Here is an 18,337-nt window from a genome sequence, read left to right as displayed (position 1 = left end):
GGTAAAACCGGGCGGCAGATCCCCTCTGCCGCCCGGTCTTTTTCTGTGCTTCAGGCCGCGCTGTCTTCTGTCACCGGGACCGGGGCGGGCACCGGGAAGACCGTGTCATAGGCCCAGGTGAAGACGAAGGCATAGACCAGATAAAACGCTGAAAAGGCGATATCGACCAGCAGCGCGTCCCACAGGCCGATGCCCAGCCACCACGCCGTGACCGGCAGAAAGCCGACCGTCAGCCCGGCCTCGAACGCCACGGCATGCAGCACCCGCTGCGGTACGGTCTTGCGGGTATGGCCCTGCCAGCGCAGCAGCGCATGGTCAAACAGCCAGTTGAACAGATAGTTCCAGCCGGTTGCCATGCTGGCCCCGATGATGACCAGCACCCCGAACTCGGCGGGCTTGGCATCAAACACCCACGCCCCCAGCGGCGTGGCAATCATCAGACCCAGCAGTTCAAAGCTGACAGCCTGACGGATACGGTCCAAAGGTGTGCGCATGATTTGCGGCCCCGTGTGTGCGGGCCGTCCCGATTGCTGATCCCAGAATGGGGGAGGCCGTCCTCCTGTCATCAAACGGGGGGACCATGCCAGATCGACTTCCCGGGATCAACCATACATTCAGTGACCCCATGCTCCGCCCGGAGCAACTGCGGAAAATTAGCCTGTCAAAATATTAAAAACACTTAAGGATATCATGGCAGTGCCTTGCCACGTATACGAAAGCACCTCTCACATTAGATATTTATAACCATACCCGGTCACAAAACCGCAGGATATAACCCGCGACAATTACTGACCACACTCACTCAGTAATTGATAGTAATTATCAGAAAAGCAGACCCATCATGTTCTGGAACAAGTCCTCTCAAAAGGCTGATGACATCCTGCGCGCCCTCGACCGCTCGCAGGCGATTATCGAGTTTAATCTCGATGGCACCATCCGCAATGCGAACAGCCAGTTCCTGTCCCTGATGGAATACTCCGCCGACGACATTGTCGGCCAGCACCACCGCCTTTTTCTCGATGAGCAGACCCGCACCAGCCCGGACTATGCCGCTTTCTGGGACGATCTGCGCCGGGGCGAATTCAAGACCGCGCAGTTCAAGCGAATCACCAAAACCGGCAAGGTGGTGTGGCTGCGGGCCTCGTACAATCCGGTGCTGGATAGCCACGGCAGGCCCTACATGGTGGTCAAATACGCCAGCGACGTCACCGCCACCAAAGAAGAGCACATCGACCTTCTCGGCAAGGTCAATGCCATCCTGCGGTCACAGGCGGTCATCGAATTTGCCGTGGATGGCACGGTGATCACCGCCAATGCCAATTTTCTGAGTGTGCTGGGCTACAGCCTGCCGGAAATCACCGGCAAACATCACCGCCTGTTTGTTGATCCGGCGGAACATGACAGCGCCGACTATGCCCGGTTCTGGGACGATCTGCGGCGCGGCGAATTTCAGGCCGCCCAGTACAAGCGCATCAGCAAAAGCGGGAAGCCGGTGTGGATTCAGGCCAGCTACAATCCGGTGTTCGATCTGGATGGCACACTGGTGAAGATCGTCAAGTTTGCCACCGACATCACAGCGCAGGTGGAGCTTCTCGACCATCTTAAGGCACTGATTGACGTCAACTTCACTGAGATTGACAGCGCCATCAGCCGGTCTGACACACTGGCTGATACCGCAGGATCGGCGGCGGGCGAGACCCTGAACAACGTGCAGACCATCGCCGCCAGCGCCGAAGAACTGGCGGCCTCGATCAGCGAAATCTCCGCCAGTATGACCCGGTCACAGCAGGCCAGCGACACCGCCACCATCACCGTCGATCACGCCGGAGATGCGGTGGAACGCCTGTCGGATGCCGCCAATGCCATGTCCGGCATTGTCAGCACCATTCAGGATATCGCCGCCCAGATCAATCTGCTGGCCCTGAACGCCACCATCGAATCCGCCCGTGCCGGTGACGCGGGGAAAGGTTTTGCCGTGGTGGCCGGAGAGGTGAAAAATCTGGCGACACAGGCCGCCCGCGCCACCGGCCAGATTTCGCACGAGATCGAAGGGGTTCAGAAAGTGGCCGGGGACGTGGTCAGCGCGCTGGACAGCATCCGCCAGTCCATCGGCACCGTCCGCAATCACGTGGTCAGCACCGCTTCGGCGGTGGAGGAACAGAGCGCCGTCACCCGCGATATGTCGCAGACCATGCAGTCCGCCGCCCGGGCGGTGGAACTGGTGTCGGGCAATGTCAACACCATCACCTCAGCCATCGGGCAGGCCCGGGGGGCCTTTGACCGCACCCGCGAAGCCGCCGAGGTTCTGGCCCGCTAAGCCGGACGACAGAGCAAAGACAGGAACGGATCATCCGGCGGATGGTCCATCCCCATCATCCGCTGCGCTTCATCTCTTTCTGGCAGGTGGGCGCCAACACCGCCGCCACGGCATCAATACGACACACATCCGCAACCCATCAAACAGTCCGGGGGGAAACATGTTCTGGAGCCGCGCATCCTCACAGGCGGAAGAAGTCCTTCACGCTCTCAACCGCTCTCAGGCGGTCATCGAATTTGCGCTGGACGGTACGATCCTGAACGCCAATCAGCCGTTCCTGATCCTGATGGAATATTCGGCAGAAGAGCTGATCGGGAAGAATCACCGCCTGCTGGTCGATGAGCAGACCCGCACCAGCCCGGACTATGATGCGTTCTGGAATGACCTGCGGCGGGGCGAGTTCAAAAGCGCCCAGTTCAAACGGATCACCAAATCCGGCCGTACCGTGTGGCTGCGGGCATCTTACAATCCGGTACAGCATGCCGATGGCACCCTTCACAAGATCGTCAAGTATGCCAGCGACGTCACTCAGACCAAGGAAGAGCATATTGATCTGCTGGGGAAGGTAAACGCCATCCTGCGGTCACAGGCCGTCATCGAGTTTCAGCCCGACGGCACCGTCATCACTGCCAATGAAAACTTCCTCGGTCTGCTGGGGTACCGGCTGGACGAAATCGTCGGGCAGCACCACCGGATGTTTGTGGACCCGGCAGAACAGAACAGCCCCGGCTATGCCACGTTCTGGGATGACCTGCGGCAGGGGGAATTCCGGGCGGCGCAGTATAAGCGCCTGACCAGATCCGGGCAGCCGGTATGGATTCAGGCCAACTACAATCCGGTGTTTGATCTGGATGGCCGTCTGGTCAAGATCGTCAAGTTTGCCACGGATGTCACCGAACAGGTCCTGCTGTTAGATCAGGTCCGGTCTATGCTGACGGTCAACTTCAGCGAAATTGACGGGGCGATCAATCAGTCAGACACGCTGGCCCATACCGCCGGGTCGGCTGCGGCTGAAACACTGGGCAACGTGCGCAGCATCGCCGCCGGGGCGCAGGATCTGGCAGCATCGGTCCACACGATCTCTGCCAGCATGTCGCGGTCGCAGGAGGCCAGCGATACCGCCGCCGCCGTGGTCGCCGACGCCGGATCGGCGGTGGAGCGCCTGTCGGAAGCGACCTATGCCATGTCCGGCATTGTCAGCACCATTCAGAATATTGCCGCCCAGATCAACCTTCTTGCCCTGAATGCCACCATTGAATCCGCCCGCGCCGGAGATGCCGGAAAGGGCTTTGCCGTGGTGGCCGGAGAAGTGAAAGCCCTGGCGACGCAGGCGGCCCGCTCCACCAGCCAGATTTCTCACGAGATCGAAGGGGTGCAGAAGGTCGCCGATGATGTGGTTGGCGCGCTGGACAGCATCCGCCAATCCATCGGCACGGTGCGGGGCCATGTGGTCAGCACCGCCTCGGCAGTGAAGGAACAGAACGCCGTCACCCGGTCAATGTCACAGACCATGGAATCAGCGGCCAGGGCGGTGGAACAGGTTTCAGGTAATGTTCTGACCATCAGTGAAGCCATCGGGCAGGCCCGGGGCGCCTTTGACCGCACCCGCGAAGCCGCAGAGGTTCTGGCCCGCCGCTGAGGGCACCACAGCCTGACAGCGGATGCAGAGGCGGGGGCTGCCCCCGCCGCTGTTCTCATTTTGCACTGACTCTCATTTTGCACTTCAGGAGTGTCCCCCCTGCCTGCGGAATGGAGGCCGGGCAAGAGTCCTGTAAAGACTGAAGAAAGCGCCTTCTTTTCTTAGAAAAAATCTAAAAATCTTACTTTTCCCTGCGTTTTCAGGATAGTCCAACCAGACCATAGACCCAAAAACCGTGCGGCGTACACTGTACAGACTGCCCGCAGAGACCCGCACCGCAGAGAAAGGGGATCAGATCATGTTCATCAAACGAATGGACGCCGACGCATCTGATCTCCTTCAGGTTGTAAGGGAAACTCAGGCCGTCATCTCGTTCACCCCGGATGGGGTCATCCTGTCCGCCAATCAGGTCTTCCTTGATCTGATGGGCTATAAACTGAGCGAACTCGCCGGCAAACATCACCGGATGTTTTTATCCGGCGCAGAGCAGCAGGGCGATGACTATGCCGATTTCTGGGGTCGCCTGCGCCGGGGCGAACGGCAGAGCCGCCAGTTCAGCCGCGTGACCAAAACCGGCCAGACCGTCTGGTTGCAGGCCAGCTACACCCCGGTGCGGAATGCCTCCGGCAAAGTCGAAAAGGTGATCAAATGCGCCACCGACATCACCCCGATCAAGATGGAACACATTGACCTGCTGGGTAAGGTCAATGCCATCATGCGGTCGCAGGCGGTGATTGAGTTTTCCCCGGACGGGATGGTTCTCACCGCCAATCAGAATTTTCTCGATGCCCTCGGGTACCGGCTGGACGAAATCACCGGCAAACATCACCGGATCTTTGTGCCGGAACAGGACCGGACCAGCGAAGAGTACACGGCATTCTGGGCCACGCTGCGGCAGGGCCAGTTTCAGGCCAGCCGGTACCGCCGCATCCGCCGCGATGGCTCTGACATCTGGATTCAGGCCACCTACAACCCGGTTTTTGACCTGACCGGCACGCTGGTCAAGGTGGTCAAGTTTGCCACCGACGTGACCGAGCATGTCAGGCTGATGAGCAGGCTGAAGCAGATCATTGACGTCAACTTCAGCGAAATCGACGAAGCGATCGTTCATTCTAACCAGATGACGCAGGCGACCGGCACCGCAGCCTCCTCCACGCTGGAAAACGTGCAGACCATCGCCGCCGGAACCCAGCAGCTTGTCGCTTCGATCAACGAGATTTCTGCCAGCATCAGTCAGTCGCAGCAGGCCAGCGATCAGGCGAAGGAAACGGTGGCCACCGCCGATTCCTCTGTCGTCCGGCTGGTTGATGCCACGCAGGAAATGAGCAGCATCGTCAGCACCATCAACGGCATCGCCGCGCAGATCAACCTGCTGGCCCTGAATGCCACCATCGAATCCGCCCGCGCCGGAGTGGCGGGCAAAGGGTTTTCCGTTGTCGCCGGAGAGGTGAAGACGCTGGCGACACAGGCGGCGCAGGCGACCGGCCTGATCTCAAGAAAGATTGATGCGGTTCAGGCCGTGTCGTCACAGGTGGTCATGTCTCTCGACTCGATCCGCAGATCGATTGATACCCTGCGCCAGCAGGTGGTCTGCACCGCATCGGCGGTTGAGGAACAAAGCATCGTGACCCGCGATATTTCCAACACCATGCAGGCGGCGGCCTCGTCGGTGGGGGCGGTGACCCAGAACGTGGTGACCATCAGCGCCGCCGTCGCACAGGCCCAGAGCGCCTTTGAACGGACCCGGGAAGCCGCGGCGGTGCTGAGTCACTGACGCCCCGTTACCGGTAGCGGGCCGCAGGCTCCCGCCGGGACAGGTTGGGCAGCATCGCCTGCCGGGCGGTTTCATAGGCCGTCCACTCCGCTTCCTCTGCCAGCGGCGGAATGGTGATGAACTCGCCCCGGTCCAGCCCGGTCAGGGCGGCATCGACCAGATCATCAACGCTCATCACAGCGTCCGGCGGCAGGGCCGACAGATCACCGCCGCCGGTCTGCCAGATGTCGGTGGCGGTCGCCCCCGGCAACACCGCCTGCACATGCACCCCGGTTCCGGCCAGTTCCTGCCGCAGCGACTGGCTGAGGGCCAGCATGAAGGCCTTGGACCCGCTGTAGACCCCGTTCAGGATCTCCGGCCCCACCGCCACCACCGACGACAGATTGATCAGCGTCCCCTGTCCCCGGGCCTTAAACCCGCCGATGACCGCCCGCGCCAGCCGGGCCGGGGCCGTCACATTGATGGCAACCATCGCCGTGATCTGATCCGGCGTCATCGCCGCCACCGGCAGCACCGACGCCACCCCGGCGTTGTTGACCAGATGGGTCAGCCCGGCGTCGGATGCCAGATCCGCCTCGACCGCCGCCAGTGCTGCCGGGTCGGTCAGGTCGGCGACCACCACCCGCACCGCCACGCCGTAGGCCGCCCGCAGCCGGGCCGCCAGCGCGTCCAGCACATCCCCTCGGCGGGCAATCAACACCAGACCGTGGCCCCGGGCCGCAAAACGGTCGGCATAGGTGGCCCCGATGCCGGACGATGCGCCGGTGATGGCAATGGTACCCAAAGAAGACGTGCTCATGATCGGTTATCCTGTGTCTGTCGGGCCGTGTCTGCCGCAGCATAACAGGGCCCGGTGGAGTGCGTGACCACAGGTTTACCATTGCCAGCCGATATCCTGAATGTCATAGAAACAGCAATTCAGGACATGACACAGGCAGGGCAATGATGAAGACCATCGGCGTGGTGGTGCCCGACGGCACCCCGTTTATGGGGCTGGCGGCCCTGTCGGTGTTTGAGCTGGCCACCGTTCTGCTGACCGGCTCAGGTCTGCGGGCCGACTCAGGCGGCGGCTACCGCTGTGTGCTGCTGTCGGCCACCGGCGGGCCGGTCCGCACCAGCCTTGGATCACGGCTGGAAACCGATGCCCTGCCCGCCGGGGACGGCCCCGACTGGCCCTATGACACCACTCTGGTGCTGGGCGGGCTGATGCCCCAGCCCGGCCCGCCGCCGGTGCTGGCCCATCTGCGGGCAGCGGCCCGGCGCTCCCGCCGCGTTGCCGGGCTGTGCACCGGGGCCTTTCTGCTGGCCGAAGCCGGGCTGCTCGACGGTCGGCGGGCCACCACCCACTGGTATTATGCGCCCCAACTGCGCCAGACCTATCCGGGGGTCCGGGTTGAGGATGACCGGATCTTTATCCGCGATGGCGCGGTCTGGACCTCGGCGGGGATGAGTGCGGGGATTGATCTGGCGCTGGCCCTGCTGGAAGACGACCACGGCCCGGCCCTGTCCCGCGCCGTGGCCCAGCGGATGGTGGTCTATCACCGCCGCCCCGGCGGGCAGTCGCAGTTTTCTGCCCTGCTGGAGATGGAACCCCGCTCTGACCGGGTCCGCCGTGCCCTTCAGCACGCCCGCGACCATCTGCACACCCCGCTTGGTGTCGAGGATCTGGCGGCAGCCGCCAGCCTGAGCCCCCGCCAGTTCAGCCGGGTCTTCCGGGAAGAGACCGGACAGTCCCCGGCCAAGGCGGTGGAGCATCTGCGGCTGGAATCGGCGCGGGGCCTGCTGGAACAGGGCCGCCGGTCACTGGACGAGGTGGCGCGGATCACCGGCTTTTCTGACCGCGACCACATGCGCCGCGCCTTTCTGCGCCACTTCGGGCACCCGCCCCAGACCCTGCGCCGCAGCCTGCACGGCAGCCTTACAGCGGATGCAGATCCAGATGCAGGGGCTGATCCGGCCGCAGCGTGACCCGCATCACCGGCACCGGGATTACAGCGAACGGCAGGCGGAGCGGCGGGTGCGGGCCGAGGCGGTGTTTCATGCCGCCTGCGACCGTCACCGCAGCGGTGCCCCGCTGCACTTTGCCGCACTGGCCGCTGAAGAAGGCTTTGCCGATCAGGCCCACCTCAGCCGCGAGGTGCGGCGGATCACCGGCTTCCCCCCCGGGGACTTTGCCCGGCGGTTTGCCGAAGACGAGTCGTTCTGGCTGTACCGGCTGTGGGTCTGACCCGGCGACGTTACACCGCCTCCGGGACAAACAGATGCGGCGGGGTCGGCAGCAGATCCTGCGCCGCCACCAGCTGCGGCTCGATCTCGCCCAGCGACAGTGTCAGATCAATCACCGCATACAGGGCTGACATCGCGTGCGACAGCGCCTGCGGCGGGCTCTCGCCATTCAGCAGGCAGCCCAGCAGCAGCGCCGCAAAGGCATCGCCGGTACCATGGATCGGCGCTGGCGGCGACAGGCGCGGGGTCCGCACCAGCCACGCCGCCTCTTCGGTCACGGCCAGACAGCCGATCTCCCCCCGGTCCGGCAGCGGCATGCTGGTGCCGACCACCAGCCGCGGCCCCAGCCGCAGCGCCGCCCGCGCCGCCGTCACCGCCTCGGCCACCGTGGTCACCGGCAGGCCGGTCAGCAGGTGCAGCTCAAAACGGTTGGGGGCAATCACATCGGCCTGCGGCACCAGATGCGCCCGCATGAAATCAGGGATATCCGCCGCCGCATACAGCCGCCCCTGCCCGTGGGCATCGTCATCGCCCATCACCGGGTCGCACAGATAAATGCCGGTGCCGTCCCCGGCGTGCAGGGCCTTGACCGCCCGCAGGATCGCCCCGCCGATTTCCGCCCGGCCCAGATAGCCCGACACCAGCCCGGCAGCGCGGCCTAGATGCCCCGCCGCCGCCAGCCCGTCAACGATGTCGCCGACATGCTCCGCCGTAAACGCCTCGCCCCGCACATCGGGGTAGCCGATCCGGCACGACAGCTGACAGGTATGCACCGGCCACACCTCAAACCCCAGCCGCTGCAACGGGAACACCGCCGACGCGTTGCCGACATGCCCATACGCCACATGCGACTGCACCGACACCACGGTGCGCTTCCGGTTTGTCATTTTTTTGGTCCCTCACACGCCGGGCGGGCGCCTCCGCGCCCTTGGCTTACGTGCCCACGCGGGCACGGGGCCTCAATGGCCCAGTCGGTACGGCGGCGCCGTACCTCCGTTGTCTGTCCCTCACACGCCGGACGGGCGCGTCCGCGCCCTTGGCTTACGTGCCCACGCGGGCACGGGGCCTCAATGGCCCAGTCGGTACGGCAAAGCCGTACCTCCGTTGTCTGTCCCTCACACGCCGGGCGGGGGCGTCCGCGCCCTTGGCTTACGCGCGAATGGTCGCGCGGGGCCTCAATGGCCCAGTCGGTACGGCAAAGCCGTACCTCCGTTGTCTGTCCCTCACACGCCGGGCGGGGGCGTCCGCCCCCTTGGCTTACGTGCCCACGCGGGCACGGGGCCTCAATGGCCCAGTCGGTACGGCAAAGCCGTACCTCTGTTGTCTGTCCCTCACACGCCGGGCGGGCGCGTCCGCGCCCTTGGCTTACGCGCGAACGGTCGCGCGGGGCGAGTTGGCTCAGGAACATCTCTCTCCCCCTTTTTCAACCGCCCAAGACCCTAGAACCACTCCGGCCTGTCGAAAAGATCCTTTTTTGCAATCACGGCCAGTCCGGTTTCTTCCCACCCATAGCCCCGCCCCCACCCCCGCCATAACACACTGCGGCCTTGTGCCCGGTGCCGGAATCGGTACTATGCTGCATGCGCGAATGCGCAACTTTGTTAAAGACGCACCACCAATTCAAAAAATCATCTTGCGCCAGGTCCGGCCAAGACCGGCGCCATCCGGGAGGTTCCCCTGCCATGCCGACACAGTCCCGTCCCCGCCGTTCCATGCTGTATATGCCGGGGTCGAACACCCGGGCGCTGGAAAAGGCCCGTGGCCTTGCCGCCGATGCCCTGATCCTTGATCTGGAAGACGCCGTCGCCCCCGACACCAAGGTCGAGGCCCGCGCCAATGTCTGCGCCTTTGCCGCCACCTACGGCCAGCGTGAGGTGCTGATCCGCGTTAACGGTCTGGGCACCCCGTGGGGCCATGATGATATTGCCGCCGCCGCCCGCAGCGGGGCCCACGGCATCCTGATCCCCAAGGTGGAAAGCGCCGACATGGTCCGGCAGGTCGAAGCCATCATGGCCGCCAGCGGGGCCCCCGCCGACATGGCCATCTGGTGCATGATCGAAACCCCGCTGGGCGTGCTGCATGTCGAAGAGATCGCCCGCGCCACCCCGCGTCTGGGCGGGTTTGTGATGGGCACCAGCGACCTTGCCAAGGATATGCGCTGCCTGCACACCACCCTGCGCCTGCCGTTCATCGCCGCTTTTAACCTGTGCGTGATGGCGGCCCGGGCCTATGGGCTGGCGATTCTGGACGGCGTCTATCTTGACCTGTCCGATGACGAAGGCTTTGCCGCCGCCTGCCTGCAGGGCCGCGAGCTGGGCTTTGACGGCAAGACCCTGATCCACCCCAAGACCATCGCCGCCGCCAACGCCGCCTTCGGCCCGACGGAGAAGGAACTGGACTGGGCCCGCACCATCATCGCCGCCCATGCCGCCGCCGAGGCTGACGGCAAGGGCGTGGTGGTGGTTGACGGCAAGCTGATCGAAAACCTGCACGTCGTCACCGCCCGCCAGACCGTGGCGCTGGCCGAACAGATCGCCGCGCTTGAAGCCGCCGCCGCCTGAGCCGGAAAGGACTGTCCCCCATGACAACCAATAAGACCAACAGCGGCAACTTCTTCGAGGATTTCCGCATCGGTCAGGTGCTGGCCCACGCCACCCCGCGCACCGTCACCGAAGGCGATATCGCCCTCTATACCGCCCTCTACGGTCCGCGCTTTGCCGTGCAGTCTTCCGCCGAGTTCGCCACCGCGCTCGGGTTCGAGGATATGCCCGCCGATGACCTGCTGGCCTTCCACATCGTGTTCGGCAAGACCGTGCCGGATATCTCGCTGAACGCGGTCGCCAACCTCGGCTATGCCGACGGCACCTTCGGCGTGCCGGTCTATGCCGGGGATACCATCACCACCACCTCCACCGTCATCGGCCTGAAGGAAAACTCCAACGGCAAGACCGGGGTGGTCTATGTCCGGTCACGCGGGGTCAACCAGCGCGGCGAGATGGTTGTCGATTACGTGCGCTGGGTGATGGTCAACAAGCGCGACGCCGCCGCCCCGGCCCCGGCCGAAGTGGTGCCCGACCTGCCGAAGACGGTGCCGGTCGCCGCCCTGAAGGTGCCCGCCGGTGTCACCTTCGACACCGAGGCCTACGACACCGTGCTGGCGGGCAGCCCGCACCTGTGGGACGACTACGCCCCCGGCGAGAAGATCGACCATGTTGACGGCATGACGATCGAGGAAGCCGAGCACATGATGGCGACCCGGCTGTACCAGAATACCGCCAAGGTCCACTTCAACCAGTTTGAGCAGGCCAAAGGCCGGTTCGGCAAGCGGCTGATCTATGGCGGGCATATCATCTCGCTGGCCCGCGCCCTGTCGTTCAACGGGCTGGGCAACGCCTGCAAGCTGGTGGCGATCAACGCCGGAAGCCACTGCAACCCGACCTTCTCCGGCGATACCATTCACTGCTGGACCGAAGTGCTGGACAAAGCCGCCTTCCCCGAACGCAGCGACGTCGGCGCCCTGCGCCTGCGCACCGTCGCCACCAAAGACCTGCCCTGCGCCGGTCATCCGTATAAGGATGCCGACGGCAAGTATCTGCCCGCCGTGGTGCTGGACTTTGATTACTGGGTGCTGATGCCGCGCCGCTGAAACCGGCCCGGCATGCCTGATGACGGACCGCCCGGCCACCGCGCCGGGCGGTCTGCGTTCCGCCGCCTGCCGTCAGTCGAGCTTGCCGATCCGGGCCTTATACGCCTGCCCCGGGGTCAGTACCGGGGCCGGGGCCGTCACGGGTATCCATGCCGGGGTGATCATCCGCCGTGGCCCGCTGCGGACGGCCCGCCCGGTCACTTCCAGCCACAGCATCAGGTCACCGTACTGCGATACGGCCCGGTGGAAGGCTTCTGTCTGTACCGCCAGTTCGCCCGGTGCCCAGTGCAGGGCCTGCCCGTGCAGCACCCGGTACACCTGCGGAAATGCCTGCGCAAACATCTCTTCATGGTGATTGTTGACGTAAAGGCCGGGCCGGCGCACATACTGGTTCATGTTCGCGACAAAGGCCCGGTTGGAGAGCATGCCTGCCGCAGGCCACAGCGCCTTCATACGGGCATAGGCCAGCACATAGGCCAGCGGTGTCATCGCATAGGCCCCGACTCCGGCATGGAAGACCGTGCCCCAGCCATGCAGGGAATCCAGCGCCAGCCCCCAGGTGCAGCGCCATGCCGCTTCCAGCGCCCCCTGCCCGGTCCGCATCACCTGCCCGGAATGATTCCCCGCCATCGGCAGCCATTCCAGCGTTGTTGCCCCCGCATTCTCCACATAGACCACACTGGCATCCTGCGGATCGAAAAACGGCCGGTCCACATCATGGACCGCCAGAATGATCCGCGCCCGGCGGACGTTCGGCGGCAGCCGGGTATCCTCGACCGCCTGACTGACCACCTGCCCGTGAACCGGATCGATCAGGAACAGGTTGACCCGGATCACCGCCCCAAAGACCTCCCACAGTCTGTTGGCGATCTTGATGGCGGTCACCGCGCCCCGGCTCCAGCCCATGATGTTGATGACGGTCGGCTGAACATGCAGGTTGGCCACCACACTCACCGCCCGCAGCACATTATCATGCCAGCCGGTCCCGTTGGCCTTCGCGGTCAGCTGACTGTAGGGCGTATCCCCGGTCTCGCCATAGAACGACCGGATGAACCCGGCATCCGCGCCGCGCGGGGCCGCCTTGATCTGCTGTTCAATAAAAGGATTGGCGATGTTCTTTGCGACCCCCAGCAGCGGGTTGTTCACCCCCGGCATCACCGCGCCGTTCCCGGTATCCGATCCCGGCCCTTCCAGAATCAGATAGGTGCCGGTCACCGGAGCATTGCCATAGGGGGACGTGCGGACCTCATGTCCGGCAGTCAGGGCGGCGAAGGTGGCCACCAGCTCATCCTGACTGTTGCGGTTGAATGCAGTGCCACAGCAATAAATGGTAAAAACCGGCATCACCGCCCCCTATATACCTATAAGGGTAATTGAAGCACGATTCCCCCCGCCCTCAAACCCCCCGTTTCCGGACGGTCTTTATCGCAGTGCAAACCCATCCGCTTTCTGCGGTCTTTGTCGCAGTGCAAACCCATCCGTTTTCTGCGGTTTTTATCGCAGTGCAAACATTGTGTTGACCGCAGGCCGCAGACGTGGTTATCTCCCCCTCGATTGTCTCGCGATCGCGCGAATGACGGTGGCGCTCAGGTGGATATGCCGGGCGCCTTAATCGTCTTTCCCGAGCCCTTCTGAAAGCGAAACCGTCCGGTCCCCCGTCGCGCGTGGTGAGCGGACACACTGCGTCCCGAGTCTGGTCCCTGCGGGGAAGATCGGGCGCTCAAAGGATTTTTGACGTGACCGATATGGAAACCGGCGCCGCCGTTGCGGGCCAGTCCACCACTTTTGACTCTCTGTCCCTTGCCCCGTCCCTGATGCAGGGCCTGACAGAAAATAATTTCACCTCCCCCACCCCGATTCAGGCTGAAGCCATCCCCTACGGTCTGAAGGGCCTTGACGTGCTGGGCATTGCCCGCACCGGCACCGGCAAGACCGCCGCCTTCGTGCTGCCGATGATGAACGCGCTGGTGGAATCGCGTGGCAAGATTCCGCCGCGCCACATCCGAGCCCTGATTCTGGCCCCGACCCGCGAACTGGCGGTGCAGATCGACGACGCGATCCGTACCCTGGGCAAGCACACCCGCCTGCGGTCCTTCGCCGTGCTTGGCGGCGTCGGCCGCCGCCCGCAGGTTGACCGCCTCTTCCGTGGCGTTGACATCGTGGTCGGCACCCCCGGCCGCATCAACGACCTGATGAGCACCGGCGAACTGCGCCTTGACCTCGTCAGCCACTTTGTGCTGGACGAAGCCGACCAGATGCTGGATTTCGGCTTCATCCACGACGTGCGCAAGATTGCCAACGCCCTGCCGCAGGACCGTCAGTCGATGCTGTTCTCCGCCACCATGCCGCCGCAGGTGGCATCGCTGGCGCAGACCCTGCTGACCGACCCGGTGCGTGTTGAAGTCGCCCGCGCCGGTGAAACCCCGGCCAAGATCGACCAGCACGTCTACTTCGTTGAAGGCGGTGCCAAGCAGGATCTGCTGGTGCAGCTGCTGGAAGACAAGGGCATCACCCGCACCATCGTCTTCACCCGCACCAAGCACGGCGCCAACCGCCTGAGCGAAAACCTGTTCAAGGCCGGGATCCGTTCCGAAGCCCTGCACGGCAACAAGAGCCAGGCCGCCCGTCAGAAGTCGCTGGACCGCTTCCGCGCCGGGGAAAGCCGCGTGCTGATCGCCACCGATATCGCTGCCCGTGGCATTGATATTCCGGCGGTGTCGCACGTCATCAACTACGACATCCCCAACGTGCCGGAAAGCTATGTGCACCGCATCGGCCGTACCGCCCGTAACGGGGCCAGCGGGATTGCCGTGTCGTTCTGCGCCAGCGATGAAGCGGGTTACCTGCGCGACATCCAGCGCCTGACCGGCAACGAGCTGAGCATTCTGGGCGGTGACTGGCCGACCCGGATGCCCAAGCGCGGTGCCGCCTCGCAGGGCCGCCGCCCGCCGCAGCAGCGCGATGGCCAGAGCCGTTCTTTCGGGGACCGTGCCCCGCGTGGTGACCGCCCGTTCGGCGACCGCCCGCAGCGTGAAGAACGCTCCTTCGGCGACCGCGCCCCGCGTGGTGACCGTCCGTTCGGTGACCGTCCGCAGCGGGAAGAGCGCTCTTTCGGTGACCGCCCGAACCGGGGTGACCGTCCGTTCGGCGACCGTCCGCAGCGTGGCGTGCGTGTCTTCGGCGGCCGCGCCCCGCGTGGTGACCGTCCGTTCGGCGACCGTGCCCCGCGTGGCGACCGCCCGTTCGGCGACCGCCCGCAGCGGGAAGAACGTTCCTTCGGGGATCGCGCCCCGCGTGGCGACCGTCCGTTCGGTGACCGTCCGCAGCGGGAAGAACGCTCCTTCGGCGACCGTCCGAACCGGGGTGACCGTCCGTTCGGCGACCGTGCCCCGCGTGGCGACCGCCCGTTCGGCGACCGTCCGCAGCGTGAAGAACGCTCCTTCGGCGACCGCGCCCCGCGTGGGGACCGTCCGTTCGGGGACCGTCCGCAGCGTGAAGGCCGTTCCTTCGGCGACCGCCCGCAGGGTGACCGCCCGTTCGGCGACCGCGCCCCGCGTGGGGACCGTCCGTTCGGTGACCGCCCGCAGCGCGAAGGCCGTTCCTTCGGCGACCGTCCGCAGGGTGACCGCCCGTTCGGCGAGCGCAGCGAACGGTCCTTCGGCGACAAGCCGGCCCGCCGCGAAAACATGCCGCGCCCGTTCAAGGGCAAGGGTGAATTCGGGGCTGACCGTCCGCAGCGCGAAGACCGCCCGTACCGCGCCGCCGATCATGGCGACCGTCCGGTCGGCGACCGCCCGATGAAGGCCCCGCGCAAGGATTTCGGTGATCGTCCGCAGGGCGAGAAGAAGTCCTTCGGTGGCAAGAAGGGTTTTGGCGACAAGACCGCCTTCTCCAAGCTGCGCAAGACTGACGCCGCCTGATCTCTGCGGTTAACGTCCCCTGAGTGACAGAACGCCCCCCTGTGCAGACAGGGGGGCGTTTTTGTTTCAGCGCACCATTCCGGGCGGGCGGGAGTGGGGGGGGGGCAGACCGCAGCACACCCCGTATCGGTGCCAGCTCAGGCCGTAAGGATGGTTTTCACAAAATCCCGCATCCGCTCTTTCAGCGCATCAGACCGCGACACCAGATTCTCGGCAGTCGCCAGTACCTGCCGGGCGGCCACCCCGGTTTCCTGCGAAGCCTGAGAAACCCCGGAAATCCGCACGGACACAGCCCCGGTACCGTCAGAAGCCCGACGGGTGCTTCCCGCAATTTCCCGGGTGGCAGCATCCTGCTGTTCCACCGCCTCAGCAACCGCAAGGCCGATGCCGTTCATATCGGCAACGGTGACGGTGATGGACTGGATGGCCCGCACCACTGCAGTAGTGGCCGTCTGTACCGCTTCAATCTGCGCGGCAATATCCCGGGTGGCCTTGGCTGTCTGCCCGGCCAGACTCTTCACTTCCCCCGCCACCACAGCAAACCCTTTGCCGGCCTGCCCGGCACGGGCCGCCTCAATCGCCGCATTCAGGGCCAGCAGGTTGGTGCGGCTGGCAATGTCAAAGATCAGCCGTACCACCATACTGATGTGGCTGACCGACGCCGCCAGCCCCTCCACCAACGCGCCGATCTGATCAGCCTTATCAACCGCTGACGCCGACACCCGCGAAAAGTCTTCCATCCTGCGGGCGATCTCCCGGATAGAGGCATGCAGTTCCCCTGCCGCCGACGCCACCGTGCGCACACTGTCAGCCGCGGTGTCCGCTGCCTGCGACACTTCCGCAACGCCCCGGCTGGCGGTTTCGGCGCTTCCGGTCATCGCCACAGAGCAGTCCTTCAGTTCGGCAGCGGCAGCGGTTACAACCCCGGCCAGATCATTCACTTCCCGCTCAAACACCTCAATCACCGATCTGGTTGCTTCCCTCCCAGCCTGCACATAGACAGAAACTGCCAGCTCCATATCCAGAAAAACCGCTTTGGTCACGGCACTGACAAGCCGGGCCGCCTGCTGCGGGGAACGGCGGTGATGCCGGAAAATCAGATCGGTCATCATCGTCAGGGCATAGCAGTAAGATGCCATATACCAGCGCGGTTCCAGCCCGATCCGGGCATGCGTCAGGCCAACGGCGGTCACCTGCGCCATATAGGCATCATCGAAATCACCGCTAAACACCCCGGTCAGCCAGTGCCGGGCCTGCATTGCCCGGGCATGAGCCAGACGGTCCGGGCTGCCGAACAGCCGGGTTAACTGTGGTACGGCACGGATCCCGGCATAAAGCCCATCCAGAAGTCCTTCCAGATGTGCCTCCAGAATCGGACGAAACTCTCGCAGGGCCGCGCAGGTCTCTGCATCAATACGCAGGAATGACAACCGGACATCACGGTCCAGACCATGAATGACCGGCGAAGGAACGGACGTAAACACGATAAGCCTCCGGGCTGGATGGATCTGCCAGAGAGAGGGGCATCACGGCAAACCGACCGTACCGGCACCGGCTGGCCCGCTGCCGAAGATGCAGAACTGACAGGACCACAAGAAGATAACCCTTTAAAAAAACATGGTTTTCCCCTGCACCCCGCTCCTCTTCCGGTCATAGGCACACATGAGCGCAGGCTCCTGATAGCAGGGCCTGACGGTGTTTCTGTCTTTCCACGTTCAGAATTTCAGCAGAGCGCCGCAGCACGGGCTATTTTTAGGCCGTGACTCATTGCGACGTTGCAGCGATATTTCTCCGGCGCGGCAACCGGTCAGGCAGGCTTTCAGGCGCATCCCTACCTCTACCGGCAACCTGCCGGAGTCGGCGGCAGCTTATGCCTGCGCCACACACCCCGTCTTCTCCGGCATGCCGTTGCAGAAAAGGCGTTGCGAGGTCACTTTTCAATGGCCTTTCAGCTTCGCGGATACCCGGAACGGGACCCTGCTCTGGGGGGCTGTTCCCCTGTCACCCTCTTGTAAACGGATAGGTAATTTCTTTCTCCCCCCGCCCGGTTCCCTAAGACCGGCTTTCATAAAGTGGTATCAGGGTACGAACGAGACGCAATATGGAAGAAAACTTCCAAGCTATCAAGTTGAAAAATCCAGTTCTTTCTGCCGTATACGGTTTTATCCCACCAAGTCCTTATAATCGCTTGGATTGCATATGCATCCACGAAACCCGGCACGAAACCCGGCACGAAACCCGACACGAAACCCGGGTAAACTTTCTAAGGTTACGGGGGCCATCCCTATGACCCCCATGGCCGATGACGGTTTTCAGGAACGGATGGACACAGCCGCCCGCCTGGCCGGAAACGCCACACGGCTGGCAGAAAAAACGGGCATCTCCCGCCGGGCGATCGGCGAATATCTGGCCGGAAAGGCAGAACCGTCGCGGCTGCGGCTGATTGCCATCGCCGCCGCGGCCGGAGTCCGTATTGAGTGGCTGGCAACGGGGGAAGGGCCGATACCGGCACGGTCCGGGGCAAATCCGACCGACCACCCGGCCCCAGTCGATGCCCGGCGACTGGCTACGGTGGGGGAGATGATCGCCGACCTGTACAGCGGAGAGAACACCCCACTCCCCCCCCGGCTTCTGGCGCGCTTACAGGCGGAGATCTACGCGGATTTGGCCTCCGTCACCACCGACGAGACCGGGTGGATGATTGGCCTGAAAGTCGCCCTGCAACGCCTGCGGCGGGATCTGTGGGCAGCATCGGAGTAGCCCGCCTGCCTCTTTCACCCGTCGGAGCAATAAAAAAAGGCCCGGACACTGCCGG

At 64.1% G+C, this 18,337-nt stretch carries 14 protein-coding genes; 9 read left to right on the top strand and 5 right to left on the bottom strand.

All coding sequences use genetic code 11. From position 1 onward, the window contains the following. Positions 1-50: 50 nt before the first annotated feature. Positions 51-494: a PACE efflux transporter gene (locus G365_RS0103980; protein ID WP_019644210.1), complete on the bottom strand. Its 444-nt coding sequence runs from the start codon at positions 492-494 to the stop codon at positions 51-53. A gap of 347 nt (positions 495-841) precedes the next feature. Between G365_RS0103980 and G365_RS0103975 the strand changes: the two genes are divergently transcribed. From G365_RS0103975 to G365_RS0103965, 3 genes are all read left to right on the top strand, one after another. Further along, the gene (locus tag G365_RS0103975) at positions 842-2,317 is read left to right on the top strand and encodes a methyl-accepting chemotaxis protein (RefSeq protein ID WP_019644209.1); all 1,476 of its coding nucleotides are present in this window, start codon (positions 842-844) and stop codon (positions 2,315-2,317) included. Between the two features lie 160 nt (positions 2,318-2,477). Next, positions 2,478-3,956 carry a methyl-accepting chemotaxis protein gene (locus tag G365_RS0103970; RefSeq protein WP_019644208.1) on the top strand — a complete coding sequence of 493 codons (1,479 nt, stop codon included), beginning with the start codon at positions 2,478-2,480 and terminating at the stop codon, positions 3,954-3,956. 298 nt (positions 3,957-4,254) lie between these two features. Next, the gene (locus G365_RS0103965; protein ID WP_026345072.1) at positions 4,255-5,730 is read left to right on the top strand and encodes a methyl-accepting chemotaxis protein; all 1,476 of its coding nucleotides are present in this window, start codon (positions 4,255-4,257) and stop codon (positions 5,728-5,730) included. A gap of 7 nt (positions 5,731-5,737) precedes the next feature. Here G365_RS0103965 and G365_RS0103960 read toward each other — a convergent pair whose 3' ends face one another. Further along, positions 5,738-6,529 carry an SDR family NAD(P)-dependent oxidoreductase gene (locus G365_RS0103960; RefSeq protein WP_019644206.1) on the bottom strand — a complete coding sequence of 264 codons (792 nt, stop codon included), beginning with the start codon at positions 6,527-6,529 and terminating at the stop codon, positions 5,738-5,740. A gap of 143 nt (positions 6,530-6,672) precedes the next feature. Here G365_RS0103960 and G365_RS0103955 point away from each other — a divergent pair, with 143 nt between their 5' ends. Then, positions 6,673-7,698: a GlxA family transcriptional regulator gene (locus G365_RS0103955; RefSeq protein WP_019644205.1), complete on the top strand. Its 1,026-nt coding sequence runs from the start codon at positions 6,673-6,675 to the stop codon at positions 7,696-7,698. Further along, the gene (locus G365_RS0103950; RefSeq protein ID WP_019644204.1) at positions 7,670-7,957 is read left to right on the top strand and encodes a hypothetical protein; all 288 of its coding nucleotides are present in this window, start codon (positions 7,670-7,672) and stop codon (positions 7,955-7,957) included. Before G365_RS0103955 ends, G365_RS0103950 begins: the two co-directional genes overlap by 29 nt. Positions 7,958-7,967: 10 nt before the next feature. On the opposite strand, the gene pdxY is transcribed toward G365_RS0103950, so the two are convergent. Then, positions 7,968-8,843 carry a pyridoxal kinase PdxY gene (gene pdxY / locus G365_RS20270; protein WP_019644203.1) on the bottom strand — a complete coding sequence of 292 codons (876 nt, stop codon included), beginning with the start codon at positions 8,841-8,843 and terminating at the stop codon, positions 7,968-7,970. 795 nt (positions 8,844-9,638) lie between these two features. On the opposite strand from pdxY, the gene G365_RS0103940 reads away from it, so the two are divergent. Together G365_RS0103940 and G365_RS0103935 are read left to right on the top strand one after the other, a co-directional pair. Beyond that, positions 9,639-10,517 (top strand): HpcH/HpaI aldolase/citrate lyase family protein, encoded by an 879-nt coding sequence (locus tag G365_RS0103940; protein WP_019644202.1) that lies wholly within the window; start codon positions 9,639-9,641, stop codon positions 10,515-10,517. Positions 10,518-10,537: 20 nt separating this feature from the next. Continuing rightward, positions 10,538-11,602, top strand: a complete 1,065-nt coding sequence (locus G365_RS0103935) for a MaoC family dehydratase (protein WP_019644201.1) — start codon at positions 10,538-10,540, stop codon at positions 11,600-11,602. Positions 11,603-11,674: 72 nt separating this feature from the next. On the opposite strand, the gene G365_RS0103930 is transcribed toward G365_RS0103935, so the two are convergent. Continuing rightward, complete coding sequence (locus tag G365_RS0103930) at positions 11,675-12,946, bottom strand: hypothetical protein (RefSeq protein WP_019644200.1); 1,272 nt, start codon at positions 12,944-12,946, stop codon at positions 11,675-11,677. A gap of 401 nt (positions 12,947-13,347) precedes the next feature. Between G365_RS0103930 and G365_RS23400 the strand changes: the two genes are divergently transcribed. After that, on the top strand, positions 13,348-15,522 hold the full coding sequence (locus G365_RS23400) for a DEAD/DEAH box helicase (RefSeq protein WP_081628455.1): 2,175 nt from the start codon (positions 13,348-13,350) through the stop codon (positions 15,520-15,522). Positions 15,523-15,659: 137 nt separating this feature from the next. Here G365_RS23400 and G365_RS0103920 read toward each other — a convergent pair whose 3' ends face one another. Continuing rightward, the gene (locus G365_RS0103920; protein ID WP_019644198.1) at positions 15,660-17,006 is read right to left on the bottom strand and encodes a globin-coupled sensor protein; all 1,347 of its coding nucleotides are present in this window, start codon (positions 17,004-17,006) and stop codon (positions 15,660-15,662) included. A gap of 802 nt (positions 17,007-17,808) precedes the next feature. Here G365_RS0103920 and G365_RS22685 point away from each other — a divergent pair. After that, a complete protein-coding gene (locus G365_RS22685) occupies positions 17,809-18,282 on the top strand; it encodes a helix-turn-helix domain-containing protein (protein ID WP_019644197.1) in 474 nt (157 codons plus the stop codon). Positions 18,283-18,337: the final 55 nt, after the last annotated feature.

Origin of the sequence: Novispirillum itersonii subsp. itersonii ATCC 12639 (genome assembly GCF_000381985.1) — a bacterium.
GTDB lineage: Bacteria > Pseudomonadota > Alphaproteobacteria > Rhodospirillales > Rhodospirillaceae > Novispirillum > Novispirillum itersonii.
This window is presented reverse-complemented; position numbering and strand designations above follow the sequence as displayed.